Source organism: Capsulimonas corticalis (genome assembly GCF_003574315.2).
Classification (GTDB): domain Bacteria; phylum Armatimonadota; class Armatimonadia; order Armatimonadales; family Capsulimonadaceae; genus Capsulimonas; species Capsulimonas corticalis.
Genome location: NZ_AP025739.1, coordinates 4,128,763 through 4,142,645 on the forward strand (window position 1 = coordinate 4,128,763; position 13,883 = coordinate 4,142,645).

General features: G+C 60.7%; 12 protein-coding genes and 1 other annotated feature. Of the genes, 10 read left to right on the forward strand and 2 right to left on the reverse strand.

The window, feature by feature from the left end:
• The first annotated feature begins 1 nt into the window (after position 1).
• From D5261_RS17695 to D5261_RS17710, 4 genes are all read left to right on the forward strand, one after another.
• The gene (locus D5261_RS17695; RefSeq protein WP_165864310.1) at positions 2-727 is read left to right on the forward strand and encodes an ABC transporter ATP-binding protein; all 726 of its coding nucleotides are present in this window, start codon (positions 2-4) and stop codon (positions 725-727) included.
• Positions 727-1,680 carry an acetylxylan esterase gene (locus tag D5261_RS17700; RefSeq protein WP_119322279.1) on the forward strand — a complete coding sequence of 318 codons (954 nt, stop codon included), beginning with the start codon at positions 727-729 and terminating at the stop codon, positions 1,678-1,680. The genes D5261_RS17695 and D5261_RS17700 overlap by 1 nt, the downstream gene beginning before the upstream one ends.
• 51 nt (positions 1,681-1,731) lie before the next feature.
• Complete coding sequence (locus D5261_RS17705; RefSeq protein ID WP_119322278.1) at positions 1,732-1,983, forward strand: hypothetical protein; 252 nt, start codon at positions 1,732-1,734, stop codon at positions 1,981-1,983.
• A 66-nt stretch (positions 1,984-2,049) separates the two neighbouring features.
• Positions 2,050-2,331: a hypothetical protein gene (locus D5261_RS17710; protein WP_119322277.1), complete on the forward strand. Its 282-nt coding sequence runs from the start codon at positions 2,050-2,052 to the stop codon at positions 2,329-2,331.
• A gap of 206 nt (positions 2,332-2,537) precedes the next feature.
• On the opposite strand, the gene D5261_RS17715 is transcribed toward D5261_RS17710, so the two are convergent.
• Together D5261_RS17715 and D5261_RS17720 are read right to left on the reverse strand one after the other, a co-directional pair.
• The gene (locus D5261_RS17715) at positions 2,538-4,574 is read right to left on the reverse strand and encodes a beta-L-arabinofuranosidase domain-containing protein (protein WP_119322276.1); all 2,037 of its coding nucleotides are present in this window, start codon (positions 4,572-4,574) and stop codon (positions 2,538-2,540) included.
• A 36-nt stretch (positions 4,575-4,610) separates the two neighbouring features.
• Entirely contained in the window at positions 4,611-6,998 is a 2,388-nt protein-coding gene (locus D5261_RS17720) for a DNAJC11 domain-containing protein (protein ID WP_119322275.1), read from the reverse strand.
• A 146-nt stretch (positions 6,999-7,144) separates the two neighbouring features.
• Between D5261_RS17720 and D5261_RS17725 the strand changes: the two genes are divergently transcribed.
• The 6 genes from D5261_RS17725 (at position 7,145) to ilvC (ending at position 13,674) form a co-directional block, all read left to right on the forward strand.
• Entirely contained in the window at positions 7,145-8,086 is a 942-nt protein-coding gene (locus D5261_RS17725) for an AraC family transcriptional regulator (RefSeq protein WP_245992589.1), read from the forward strand.
• A 33-nt stretch (positions 8,087-8,119) separates the two neighbouring features.
• Positions 8,120-9,241 (forward strand): polysaccharide deacetylase family protein, encoded by a 1,122-nt coding sequence (locus D5261_RS17730; RefSeq protein ID WP_119322273.1) that lies wholly within the window; start codon positions 8,120-8,122, stop codon positions 9,239-9,241.
• Between the two features lie 319 nt (positions 9,242-9,560).
• Positions 9,561-9,815: a binding site (T-box leader), on the forward strand.
• Positions 9,816-9,872: 57 nt separating this feature from the next.
• Positions 9,873-11,657 carry a biosynthetic-type acetolactate synthase large subunit gene (gene ilvB / locus D5261_RS17735; RefSeq protein ID WP_119322272.1) on the forward strand — a complete coding sequence of 595 codons (1,785 nt, stop codon included), beginning with the start codon at positions 9,873-9,875 and terminating at the stop codon, positions 11,655-11,657.
• 47 nt (positions 11,658-11,704) lie between these two features.
• Positions 11,705-12,202 (forward strand): acetolactate synthase small subunit, encoded by a 498-nt coding sequence (gene ilvN / locus D5261_RS17740; protein WP_119322271.1) that lies wholly within the window; start codon positions 11,705-11,707, stop codon positions 12,200-12,202.
• 94 nt (positions 12,203-12,296) lie between these two features.
• Positions 12,297-12,602, forward strand: a complete 306-nt coding sequence (locus D5261_RS17745; RefSeq protein ID WP_119322270.1) for a hypothetical protein — start codon at positions 12,297-12,299, stop codon at positions 12,600-12,602.
• A 52-nt stretch (positions 12,603-12,654) separates the two neighbouring features.
• Positions 12,655-13,674: a ketol-acid reductoisomerase gene (ilvC, locus tag D5261_RS17750; protein ID WP_119322269.1), complete on the forward strand. Its 1,020-nt coding sequence runs from the start codon at positions 12,655-12,657 to the stop codon at positions 13,672-13,674.
• The last annotated feature ends 209 nt before the right edge of the window (positions 13,675-13,883 follow it).

Here is a 13,883-nt window from a genome sequence, read left to right on the forward strand (position 1 = left end):
GTTGACCGATTTGCTGACGACCGACAAAATTTCTCTGGTCTATACCGACGGCGAGCGAAACACTTATGCGCTTCGCGACGTTAGCATAGAGATACCTGACCGAAAGTTCATTGGGATTATGGGGCCTTCGGGCTCGGGCAAGTCCTCGCTGCTGTATATTTTGAGCGGATTGAAGCGTCCGACGGGCGGCGAGGTCCGATTGAAGGACTATGCATACGGCGGACGCCCGGATCGGGAACTGGTGGACCTGCGCCGCACGCGCTTCGGCTTCGTCTTCCAACAGCCCTACCTCCTGGTGTGGCAGACGGCGATGGAGAACGTGCTGATGGGCGCGCCGGAGCTTCATGAAGAAGCGCGGCGCAAGGCGCAGACCTATTTCGATCAGCTCGGCATTGCGCGACTGCAAAACAAACTGCCGTCTCAGCTCTCGGGAGGCGAGAAGCAGCGCGTCTGCGTCGCCCGCGCGATGATGAACGATCCGGAGATCATCTTCGCCGACGAGCCGACGGCGTCCCTGGACCACACTAACGGCCGTCTGGTAATCGATTTGCTCTCGGCCTATCGCGAGCGTGGAACGGTGATCGTCGTCACGCACGACCCCGAAATGCTGACCGGAGCGGACACGGTGCTGATGATGCGCGATGGCGAAAGCCAGGGCTGGGTGACCCCCGACCAGCTCGCGGAGGTTGGCGCCAAGAGCAAGACGATTTCTTTGGGTGAGCGTTGATGACCGAGTTGGAGCAGACACGATCCGTTGTTCAGCGGCCGGAGGACTTTGATGAGTTCTGGCGCGCGACGATGGCGGAACTCGACCGAACGCCGATCGCCTGGAAACGCACGCCTTCGAACCTGACCGCCGAAGGGTACACGGTAGAGACGCTGGAGTTTGCGTCGCTGGGCGGCGTCGCCGTTTATGGCTGGATCGCCGTTCCGGAAGATGCGGAGCGCCTATCGGCGCCTGGGTTTCTCTGGCTGCCGGGTTATTCGCACGGCAACCCGCCGCCGGGGCCGGAAAGCCTCTACGCGGGCATCGTTACACTGGGGCTGAATGTACACGGCAATCTGCCGGACACCGCCTACGTGCATCCGAGCACGCTGGGGCGCGATTATATCGCCGAGGGGATCGATACTCCACAGACATATGTGTTCCGCGCGATTGTCGCGCACTGTCTGCGGGCGTTCGAGGTGCTGGCGCTCCAGCCGGAGGTCGATCCGGACCGCGTGATCGCCGGCGGTATGAGTCAGGGCGGGGGATTGGCGCTGATCGTGGCGGCCCTCCGGCGCGACGCGACGTGGCTCTGTCTCGCCGATATGCCGTGGCTCAGCGATCTCGACCGGGCGCTTTCTCTGATCGATCGGGAGCGGTACCAAAAGTTTCCGCAACTTTCCGTGCCGGACAAGCGTCTAATCATTGAGCAGTATGCGGAGGCTCACCCGGAACGGCGAGAAGAGGTCTTTCGAACTTATCGCTATTTCGATCCGCTCTCGCACGCGGGGAATATCGCCTGTCCGACGCAGATGAGCGCCGGCGGCCGTGATCCTTCGTGCCGGCCGCCGACGATCTATGCGGTTTACAATGAGATAACAGCGGAAAAGGAAATGATCTATCTTCCGACCACGGGCCATCAAATCGTGCCGGCCATGCATATGGCGCACGAGAACTGGGTAAATTCGCACTAACTACGAAACTCGGCATACGAACGAAGAAAAAGCAAGCACGCGAACAGCGGGATGAGGAGGACAAAGTCTCTGGAACAGAATAACAGCGCGCTGCAAAACGACGATATCCTGTCGGCGGTGGACAAAATCATTGGGAAGTATGGGCGAAGCGGCTCCGGACGCGCATCGGCGCTCCGTTTGATCGGGGCCTACGTCATTATCGAAACGGAAGGCATCTCTGGATTGCGCAAGCGCGGCTTTAGCCGCGGAAGCATTCAGCTTTATTTGGAAAAACTGCACGACGTCGATGTCCGTGTTCCTTAACGCCGGGATTAAAACAGGGCGAAAAATGGGAATGTCCTTTTCAGAGAAGCTGGAAAGGACATTCCCATGACGGATCAACAAATTGGAACGGTGGACCCGGAGAACGCCTTTGTGCAGACGACCGCCGGCGCATCGGTGACTGGGCAATCGGTCGTGACGGATCACGGCGTCGATAAGGAAGTGGTTTCGCTGCATCCCGTGGCGGGAGCGAGCAGTGAGGCTCCGGCCTCCAGCGGAATTCCGAGCGCTCGAAATCAGCAAAGCGCCTCGCATGACTCCACGGCGGCGCAGAATACTCCCCGCATGTCGGATCGCTTGCAATCCGTCAGCGACGGTTCTCAGCCATAATCGAAGATTTTCGACCAGAAAAGTGGTTGACGTGGAGTGGGATCGGTGTTATACTGAATTCACTCCACCGGACACTCTCCGGTTGCGCCACGGGCTGTATGAATTTACAACCTCGCGCAAACAAGAAGCCGTCCCATCCGGACTAAAGACCCGGCTGGCGCGGCTTTTTTATGCGCCCCGAACCACTCCCCACGCAGAAACCCATCTCAACTCGACGACTTGACAGCAGCAAGATCTGGAAAGATCGTGACGCGCAAATGCGTGGATCCATAGGGAATGAGCGTTAAGGTCTCCCGTAAATCGGCCACTTTGCTCGCGCCGAATTCAGGCAGCGGCGGGGTGAACTTCTGGTCGGGATCGTCGGGATTGACCTGGAGCACCCAGTCCTCGATCTTTTTCGCGGAGACGATCAGCCGGGTGGGCGGATTGCTCCAGGGATCCGAGGAGACGGCGCGCCGCTCGAACTGAACGGAATCTTTGAGCTTCGCCGCGTCCAGAACGATCCCGTAATTCCAGGCGCTTGTGGGCGTGGCGTTCCAGCTAGGATATTTGGAGGTCGTATACCGTTCCTCGACGACCGGAGTCCAATTCGCCTCGATCGGCAGGGAATAAACGAGCGGGCCGTGCTCCAGGCCGACGCCGTTCTGGGGCCAACGCGAGATGGCTGTCTTCATGGGCAGAGTCAGCGTGATCCTGTCTCCAGGCTGGAACGTCCGGCGGAGTGTGACGAAGCCATCCCTGATGGACAGCTTGCCGATCGGCTTGCCGTTTCGTGTGAGGTGCGGATCATCACACCACTCGGGAATACGCAGGGACAGCGCGAAGGAAACCGCGCGCTTCAGGCCAATCGTGAAGTGGATCTGTTCTTCAAAGGGATATTCCGTCGTCTGGGTAATTTCGATGGGCTCGTTTTTGGAGCCGACTGTCGTAGTGAGCTTCGATGGGCCGTACAGCGTCGCCGCCAGCCCGCCATCGGGCTGTTTCATCCACATCCGCATGACGTAGTTGGGCAATAGTCGATGAACATTTCCGCCGCAGCAGGCGGTGTGCTGGCCGGGGTTGGGCTGGTACGCCATCATCCGGCCGCCGTGCGCCATGACGTTATGGTCGGAGTTGAGCGTGGCGAGGAACTGGTTGGGACAGGAAAAATATTGTAAGGCTTTCCAGTCGTTTTTGATCGCGCCCGGCCCGGCGTTGAAGCAGGCGCGCTCGATGCGGTCGCCCCACACGCCGCTCCCGGTCGCGGTCAGGAGGTATCCCCACGACCAGGTGTGATCGGAGATGTCGCAGGTTTCATGGGAGTCGAGCGATGTCTTCGTGCGGTACCATTCCGAGGTCGAAGGAATGCCGTCGATCAGCATGTGGTGGTCGAAGACCCGGCGCTGCGCCGCCAGAGCGAATTTCAGATACTCGGCCTTGCCGGTGTGGGCGTACAGGATTGCCGGCTGCTTGGCCGTCTCCATATAGGTGACGCCATGGGCGTCGATCGGCGCCGCTGAGAATACCCGCAGCTCCGAGAGGTCTCCGTGTTCCGCGTCGTGGGCGACCGTTAGATATTCCCGCCAGGAATTTTCGGCAAGCGCCAGCAGCCGCGGATCGCCGGTCCGCTCGTAGCACCAGAGCATCGTCTCGATATTGACGACGTTGCGGGTGGGTTTTCCGTAAGCGGCCTTGTCGGAGAGATAGTGCTTGCGCATCGCCTCCGCGATCTCCGTCTCGCCCGTGGCGTCCGAGGCCGCCGCCAGACTTCGGAAGAAGAGCGCATGCGGCCAGCGATGGAAGTCGCCTGTGGGCTCCTCAAAGAACTTCGGCCCAAGATACCCGTCCGCGCTGGCGTGGGTCAGCGCGTAGTCAATTGCCTCTCGCACCTGCCGCATCAGCGCTTTATCGTTCAGCACGATGGCGAGGCGTGTCGCGCCGTCGATCCAGTAGGACATTTGCTCCCACGGCCACCACGATTCGCCCTGCTCCTCGCCCTTCCAATACGTTCCCGTAAACGGCCACGAGATTTGCGGCAGCTTGGACCCAAGGTGCTCCGCCTGCTTCTCCATGTTGGTCCGCAGCCATCCACTCGGCTCGATCGCTCCGGCGGGAAGATCCTGAAACACCGCATAAGATCGCGTCTTCAGCGGCGGTGGGACCGCCGCTCGGCTTCCAAGCTCCGCAGACAGAAGCATCCCCGAGCTAATCATGGCGAACTGGATAAACTGACGCCGGGTCATTTCGAATTTGGTCGTACTCATGATGGAGCCTTTAACATTGTTTTCGTGCGCGTAACTTTACAGAGCCGGCTTCAAGCCTTCCCACCGTACGTCCCATTGTCCATCGAGTGGGAAGCCCGGACTACGATGCGCTGGAGCGCCGCCCCATCCAGCCGCCATCATTGCGACGGCGTACAGCAGGCCGCCGTTGGCGGGGAAATAGGGGTATGGCCCTCCGGTACAGTATCCGCCGTCGTCAAACTGAAAGCCGCTCGATGGATGCAGCAAAAAATCAACGGCTTGGGATGGCTTGCCCACGCGGGCGGCGGCCATCGCGAGCATGGGGAAGTCCCAGCCCCAGGTGCGTTCGAGATTCCAGGTTTGGGAGACGCGGTCCAGTGTCTTCATCGCCGTTGGGACATCCACGCCGTCGCCGGGCAGCATGCCGTAGACGCCGATCAGGGCCGGGTGTTCGAAATTGTACTTCGTCCACATGTATTTGACGCCTTCGTGGAGGATGTAGACCCCATCCTCCACGGGCAGCGGCGCGAGGTTATTCCGAACCCTTTCCCACTCCGGATCGGGCGGAAGCCCGAGGCGTCGGCGCCAGGTCTGCGCGATCCGCAGGCCGAATCGCCAGTAGGACAATTCATAGGTCGGGTTCTGCGTGACTGCCGGCTCGGTGTTCTCCGAGACAATATAGATCGGCGGCCCTAGGTCATAGCGTTTCGTCTTCTCGTCCCAGAACGCGAACGAGCTGAGAAACTCCGCCGTATTGAACACGATCTCACGCCATTTCTCCAGCGTCGCCCTGGTCGGGTGCGCCTGGTAATCCAATTCGGCGAAAAACATCGGGTGCGGCTGCTGCCAGATCAGCATGGCGTTGCAGGGATGGACGGACTCCTGTCCCTCCGCCGTGGTCATCTTCGGCCAGCGCGCGCCGCGCACTCCCTGGGATTTGGCGCGGGCCTGCGACGAGTGGAGGAAGCGTTTGTAGATCCCCTGGCTGCGGTCAAGGATTCGCCACCGGTCCCAAAGGGCGTAGTGGGCGGCGTGCCACCAGTACATCTCCATATGGAACTTGCCATGCCAGCCGTCATTGACCAGGCCGCTTTCCTGCTGCGGCAGATCGCCCGCTTCATTGACCGCCATCAAATACTGCGACAGCACGATCCGGCGCTCCAGCTCTTTCCAGCGTGGATCTTTGCTGTGGGAAAGATCGATCGCGCCCCCGGAGTTCCAAAAGGCGGGCCAATGCTGTTGGGAGGCGGCAAATGTCGCCTGCGCCGTCGGCGGAGCTTGCGGCGAGGCGCTGGGCGTGAAGGAGCAGGTGAACTCCATTGTGTCGCCCGTGGCCGTCAGGGTAAAGCGATGGCGGCTGGGGCGCGACGGGATGCTCAGCGTCCCGTTTTCGCCGACCTCGGTCTGCTGCGTTTGTCCGTCCAGAGTATACGTCACATGCAGGACTTTCGGCTGGCGGAGCGCCGGGTCGCCGCCCATTGTTTCGTTCGTGACATCCATCGCCAATTGATTGTCGTGGATCGCGTTTTGGAGCAGCAACGTGACATCGGCCACATGCTCGCCCGCCCCGTACTCCGCCTTTGTAATCGTCAGCGCCTGAGCGGTCTTCGGCTCGGCGGGTGGGTGGAAGGTCATCGTCGGCCCCCAGCACAGCGCGGCGTGATGCTCGGAATCGTCCTGGCGGTGTACGAGATCGGCGCGCTGCGCGCTCTGGCGGACGATCTGTGACTGATGCTGGGCGTCGCCATCCCATGCGCCGACATAGTCCGCGAACTCGCGCCCGTCGTCGCGCGGGAAGTGCAGAAAGGCGGCCAGCCGACCGGCGGCAATCAGCGGCGAATGAACGCGGACGGCGATCGTATCGTGATTGGGATGGCAGGAGGTTTCGACGCGGACCGGCTGGCCCTCCCATTGAAACCGGCTGTCCAGTGTTCCGGTCCAGAGATCGAGATCCTGGACGCAGTTGGTGAGATCGCTCGCCGATGCTTCCGATCCATCGGCTTTCGTCAGGACCAGGCCGATCCTGCCGAGGTGGATTCGGGTCGGGTTGGCGTAGATCCAGGCGCCCAGTTCCGGCTGCTCCTTGCTCCAGCTGGGATAACGCGTCGGGCGGCCGTGCGTCTCCCAGACCGTCCCCCGAAAATCCGAAGGCTTTTGTCCCGGCGGCAACGGCTGCGTATGCCAGCCCCAATCCGACATCGTGTTGAACCCTACGAACGTTTGCAGCCCCGTAATGTCGGCGCCGAACGCGAAGCTCCCGTTGCCGACTTGCAGCGGACTGCGTGTGCTGAGCTGTGTTCGCCGGACATTATGACGCGTGATCAGAGCGCGTCGATCAATCGCGTTCGGAGCGAGATTCGTTTGTGGAGCATTGCGTTCGAAAGACGAGGAGTAGGGGACCGCGGCGCTCAGCCCCAGCAGCAGAAATGACCTTCGGTTTAACATCTCGAGTCTCAACCTCTCGTTCCGATCGAATGGACAATCATACCATTGTCCCGTTCCGCGCCGTGAGGACAGTCTTGCCTCAGTGATAGCACAAAATTGACATCGCCATCGTGGAGCCCTATAATAGGAGGATGCGCGGCGTGAGAATGTTTCACCTGTCGAAGGAAGATTTTTTTGGCGATGAAGGGGCGCGTCTCTTTGTGAGTGATCCCGTCATGGAGGGAAACAACTACGCGCACGACCATGACTTTTTGGAGATTGTGCTTGTCGCCAGCGGAACGGGCGCGCATATCTCGATCCATGGCGCCCAGACGCTGAAGCGCGGTGATCTGTTTGTCCTGCGGCTGGGGGCATGGCATGAATATCTCGACTGCCAGCATCTGCATGTCTACAACTGCTGCTGCGCGCCGCAATTTCTGCGGCGCGACCTTGCGCTGCTGGGGGACGATCCGGCAGTCTCTCGGCTCTTGTGGCTGGAGCCGCTCGCGCCGCGAGTGCGCGGCGTTCTGCATTGCACGCTGACTGAGGAGCAAACACAGCGCGCCGTGGCGTATTTGAACCCGCTGTCGCATTTTCTGAACGAGTCGTTCACCGTGCGCGCGGGACGCCTTTTAGTACTGCTGGGCTACTTAGGACAGTGCGTCTACCCAAACGAACGCGACCGAAAGGGCGGGCTGCACGCCGCCGTGCGCGAGGGAATACAGCAGATGGAAGATTCCTGTGATGAAGAGTGGGATCTTACTCGCCTGGCCGAACTCACACGGCTGAATCCGTCCTACTTAACACGGTTGTTCAAAGCCGCCACGGGACGATCGCCGATGCAGTATTTGACTCGGCATCGGGCGGAGCTCGCCGCCAGCCTTTTGGTCGCCACCGACCATCCCATCGGCGAAATCGGCGCGCGAGTCGGGTGGCGAGATCCCAACTATTTTGCGCGCCGGTTCAAGGCAGTGTTCGGGGTGACGCCCAGCGCCTATCGGTCTCATCAGGCGGCGCAATCGATGGATGCGCCCCAGCGGAAACGAGGCCCTCAGAGTGTCACGACAAATGGCTCCTCCTTACCCTTCTCTGGCGATACTGGGGTATAATCGCCGTAATCCACCTCGTCACGCGTGAGAAACATGTTAGACACCACACAACGCTTCCATCGCCCCGCCCTCGCCCGGATCGCCGCCGCCGCGGTTCTGTTTGGAGGGATTTCGCTGGCCTCCGGCTGCAAAATGCCGTTTCATCTGCACAGAGAAGCGAAAGTCGCCGCGCCGCCCAAGCCCGTCGCGCCTCAGCAAACGGCGATGCTTCCGCTCGATCTGACAAAGGTGCAGCCGAACGAAGCCGGTATGGTCCCGATCTTGGAGTACCACGATCTGGTCGCCTCCAGTAAAGTATCTGGCTATCAATACCCGGCCGCCTCGTTCCGTCAGGACATGGAGTGGCTGTACGCGCACAACTACCGCCCGATCAGCCTATCCGAATATGTCCAGGGACGCATCGACTGCCCCGCCGGGATGTCGCCCGTGATCCTGACATTCGACGATGCGCTCAAAGGCCAGTTCTACTATACGCCGGACGGCAAGATCGACCCCAACTGCGCCGTCGGCATTCTGGACGACATGCATGCGCGCCACCCCGATTGGCCGCAGAAGGGCACATTTTTCGTCCTGACCAACGGCGATCCCAAGCTGCCGCCGGCCTTCTATCAGGCCCAGTACGCTCAGGGCAAGATGGATTACCTCGTGAAGGAAGGGTACGAGATCGGAAACCACACGATCCACCACCTCGCGGGCATTCGCCACTGGCCGGACACCAAGGTGGAAGCCGAGTTCGCCGGCGCCGTCAAAAATATTCAGGCGATGCTGCCCAATTATGACGTCAACACGCTCGCGCTGCCGTTCGGCGTTTACCCCAAGAACCAGAAGCTCGTCATCAGCGGCGAAAGCGACGGCATGAAGTACCACAACCTCTGCGCCCTCCTCGCTGGCGCCGCTCCGGTGCGTTCGCCCATGGATAAGGACTTCAACCCCTATCGCATGCAGCGTATCATTCCGGGGACGGAGAAGTTTGCGATGAAGTACTGGCTGGACTGGCTCGAAAAGAACAAATCCGAAAAGTTCGTCAGCGACGGCGACCCGAACACGTTCACGGTCAACACCATCTCGTCCGGCAAGCTGGACCCCGCGAAGATCGCGAAGAACCACTTCCACCTGCGGACATACAACGGGACGACGGTGGCTTCGTCGAAGTAGAGACCTATTTCCGCGTTTCGCGCGCCTCTGGGCAAACCCACCCCGGCCCTTCGGGCCACCCCTCCCGCCGACGGGAAGGGTGATTTCAGAGCGTGTTATCGCAGGCGACTTTCGTACGAGGCAATCCTACAAACCCTTCCCGTCGGCGGGAGGGGTGGCCCGAAGGGCCGGGGTGGGTTTGCCCAGGAGCGCGGCTGGGTTTGCCTGGGAGAACTCAGCCTCAGAGCCCAGAGTTGCTTTGCCAGAACTCTCAGGAAAAACTTTCGTGCGCGGTTGACAACCCCATTTTCACCCGGTATAATATCTGCCACAACTGAATTGAAATGTGTTGACGAGGACAATGTTACTGCTCGGAGCTTTCAGAGAGCCGTCGCTTGGTGCGAGACGGCAGCGAAGCGCAGTGAATCTCCCCTCCGAGCAGGCTGTTTGAAAATATGCGCTCGCGCAGATGATTAGGATGGCACGGGGTCGCCCGTGATAGCGTTCCAAGTGCGGCGTGTATGGCAGGACGGTCTGCGATCTCGTCGAATGAGGGTGGTACCGCGTGAGCTATTAAAAGCCTCTCGTCCCTTACCAGTGGGCGGGGGCTTTTTTGTTTGTCTCCGCCAAGCGTCTAAAAAAGGAACACCACATGAGAGTCAAAGGAAGTCGTGCGCTGCTGGAATCGCTGAAGCGTGAAGGCGTCGACACCATCTTTGGATATCCGGGCGGGGCGGTCATCCCCATCTACGATATGATTTACCAGTTCCCGGACATCCGCCATATCCTCGTTCGCCACGAGCAGGGCGCCGGGCATATGGCCGAAGGATACGCCCTCGCCACCGGTAAGGTCGGCGTTTGTCTGGCGACCTCCGGACCGGGCGCGACGAACCTTGTCACCCCGCTGGCCGACGCGATGATGGACTCGGTCCCGATCGTCGCGATCACCGGACAGGTCCGCTCGAACCTGATCGGCACCGACGCCTTCCAGGAAGCGGACATCACCGGCATCACCATGCCGATCACCAAGCACAACTGGCTGGTGAAGGATGTCAACCAACTGCCAGAGATCGTCGCCGAGGCGTTCCATGTGGCGCGCTCCGGCCGACCCGGCCCGGTTCTGATCGACATTCCGCGCGACGTGTCCGACGCCGAGTTTGAGTACACGCCCGTCGAATCCGTCGATATCCCGACCTACAAGCCGACCACGCGCGGCCACTCCGTGCAGATCAAGCGCGCGGCCGAGTTGATCGACCAGGCCAAAAAGCCGATCCTGTACGTTGGCGGCGGCGCCAACCACGCCTATGCCTTCAATGAAGTGCGTGAACTGGCTGAAAAGATCAATACGCCGGTCACCACGACGCTGAAGGGTCTGGGAGCATTCCCCGAGACTCATCCTTTGTCGCTGGGCATGCTGGGCATGCACGGCACGGCGTACGCCAACTACGCCGTCAGCGAATGCGATCTGCTGATTGCCGTCGGCGCTCGCTTTGACGACCGCGTCACGGGCAAGGTCGCCGAGTGGGTGCCGAACGCGAAGATCATCCACATCGATATCGACCCGGCGGAGATTGGCAAAGTCTTACTGGCCGATGTTCCGATCGTGGGCGATGTCAAGGCGATCTTAACCGAGCTGAATAAGGTCGTGAAGGGCAAGCAGCATCCGGAGTGGGTGTCGCAGATCAACAAGCTGAAGCAGGACTTCCCGCTGCACTACCCCAACGACGGCGTGCTGCACGGTCAGTATGTCATCGAGCAGATTGGCGAAGTGAGCAACCATGACGCGATTTGCGTGACGGACGTCGGCCAGCACCAGATGTGGGCGGCGCAGTTCTTCAAGTGCGAGCGTCCCCGCCAGTTCGTGACCTCGGGCGGCCTGGGAACGATGGGCTTCGGCCTTCCCGCCGCGATCGGCGCGCAGTTCGGCGCTCCCGACAAGCCGGTCTTCTGCGTGACGGGCGACGGTTCGATCCAGATGTGCATCCAGGAGCTGATGGTCGCGACCATCTACAAGCTGCCGATCAAGATCTGTATCCTGAACAACCAGTTCCTCGGCATGGTGCGCCAGTGGCAGGAGCTGTTCCATGAGAACCGCTACTCCTCGGTGGACCTGGAAGCGTCCCCGGACTTCGTCAAGCTCGCCGAAGCTTACGGCGCGCATGCGATCCGCTGCTTCAAGCCGTCGGGCGTCCGCGCCGCGCTGGAAGAGGCGATGAGCATCACCGACCGGCCGACCGTGCTGGACTTCCGTATCTCCAAGGAAGAGAACGTCTACCCGATGATCCCGAGCGGCGGCACCATCCACCAGATGGTCGTGCAGCGCCCGCCGGACATGGTTCCGCTGGACAGCTATATCGCCAGCGAGACTTACATGGGCGAGGACGATCAAGCCACGCAGGAAGAAAAGGAGACCGTGCCCGTTCCGCGCGCAAAGTAGCGCCTCGAACGGCCGCCTCTCAAAATTAAGAGCGGACCGGAAAAGCCATGACGCAAACACAGCAACATACCATCAGCGTTCTCGTGGAGAACAAGCCCGGCGTCCTCGCGCGCGTCGCTCTTCTGTTTTCGCGCCGGGGCTACAACATCGAAAGCCTCGCGGTCAGCATCACGGAGAACCCGTCGATTTCGCGTATGACGGTCGTCGTCAATGGCGACGAGCAGGAAGTCGAACAGATCACCAAGCAGCTGCACAAGCTGATCGATGTCAGCAAGGTCCAGGACTATATCGACGTTCCGATCATCGCCCGCGAGCTGGCCTTGATCAAGGTGAACGCCGAGGTCAACAACCGCACGGCGATCCTGCAATTGGTGGAGATCTTCCGTGGCCGTGTCATCGATATGTCGGACAAGACGTTCGTCATTGAAGTGACGGGCGGCAACGACAAGATCGACGCCCTGGAGAAACTGCTGGAGCCGTATGGCATCCGCGAGCTGGTCCGCACGGGCCGCATCGCGATGGCGCGCGGCGTCCGGGGTATGTAAATCGTTCAGCCATTTTCACTGGGTGGCATGCCTGCGCAGAACCGCCGGCATGCCACCCGGGGAAATTGCCGAATAGATGTAGTCGGGAGGCCGCTTGAAAGAGCTGATCACGATCCATCAGGCGAATCTGCTAATGCTGGCGCTGCTGATCGCCGCGCCGGCGATCGGCGTGATGTGGGGCGGCGCCGTCAAGAAGATCGGGCGCGGCGCTCTTGTCGGTCTCTTGATCGGCGCTGGAAACTACGCGCTCTGGACGGTGTACAACGCCATCACGGATCGATTGGGGCTGGATACGGTCAAAAACCTCGTGACCAATCTCGCGCTCTTTATCGCTGTCGGCGCGGCGGCGGGTTTCGCCGCCGCCTGGTTTGGACGTCGACGAACGGACTCCAACCCATAATTTCGCAAGTTTTTCGGACGTTTGACGAATTTCACTAGGAGAATATCATAACATGGCCGCAAAGGTTTATTACGAGAACGACGCCGACTCGACACTCTTGAACGGCAAGAAGATCGCCGTCATCGGCTACGGCTCCCAGGGCCACGCGCATTCGCTGAACCTCAAAGACAGCGGATTCGACGTGCGCGTCGGACTTCGCGAGGGCTCCAAGTCCTGGGCGAAGGCGACCGAGGCCGGCCTGTCGGTGAAGACAGTCGCCGAAGCCGCGAAGGAAGCCGACATCATCATGATCCTCATCAACGATGAGTACCAGGGCGATGTTTACCGCGAGAGCATCGCGCCGTATGTCGAAGAGGGCAACGCGCTCGTCTTCGGCCATGGCTTCAACATCCACTTCGGCCAGATCAAGGCGCCGAAGGGTGTGGACGTCTTCATGGTCGCCCCGAAAGGCCCCGGTCACCTCGTGCGCCGCACCTACCAGGAAGGCAAGGGCGTTCCGGCGCTGATCGCCGTCCACCAGGACGCAACGGGCAACGCTCGCGCTCTGGCTCTGGCCTGGGCGAAGGGCATCGGCGGCACGCGCGGCGGCGTCTTGGAGACTACCTTCCGCGAAGAAACTGAAACCGACCTTTTCGGTGAGCAGGCTGTCCTTTGCGGCGGCGCGACCGCGCTGGTCAAAGCCGGCTTCGAGACCCTGGTGAACGCCGGCTACCAGCCGGAGATCGCTTACTTCGAGTGTCTGCACGAGCTGAAGCTGATCGTCGACCTGCTGTACGAAGCGGGCATCGCCGGCATGCGCTACTCGATCTCGGACACCGCCCAGTACGGCGATATGACCCGCGGCCCGCGCATCGTCACCGACGCCACCAAGGCCGAGATGGTCCAGATCCTCAAGGAGATCCAGACCGGACAGTTCGCCAAGGAATGGATCCTGGAGAACAAGGCCAACCGCCCATCGTTCAACGCGCTCGCGGCGATCGATCAAGAGTCCCAGCTGGAAGCCGTTGGCAAGCAGCTGCGCGGCCTGATGTCCTGGGTCAAGAAGACGGACGTCGTCGAAGCGACGGAGTAGGGGAGCGGCCCCAAGAGCTATCCTTACGCCGGTCGTTCTGCATAAGAACGGCCGGCGGTTAAAACCGCGCCTAGAAGTGCGCCAAAGTCCACCTCCGTGGACTCAATGCCAATTTTCGGTAGTCAAGACACTCGGATTGAGGCATTTAACCTGCGCAGGCAGGTTTTGGCGCTCTTCTAGGCGCGGTTTCAACCGCCGGCCGTTCTGGC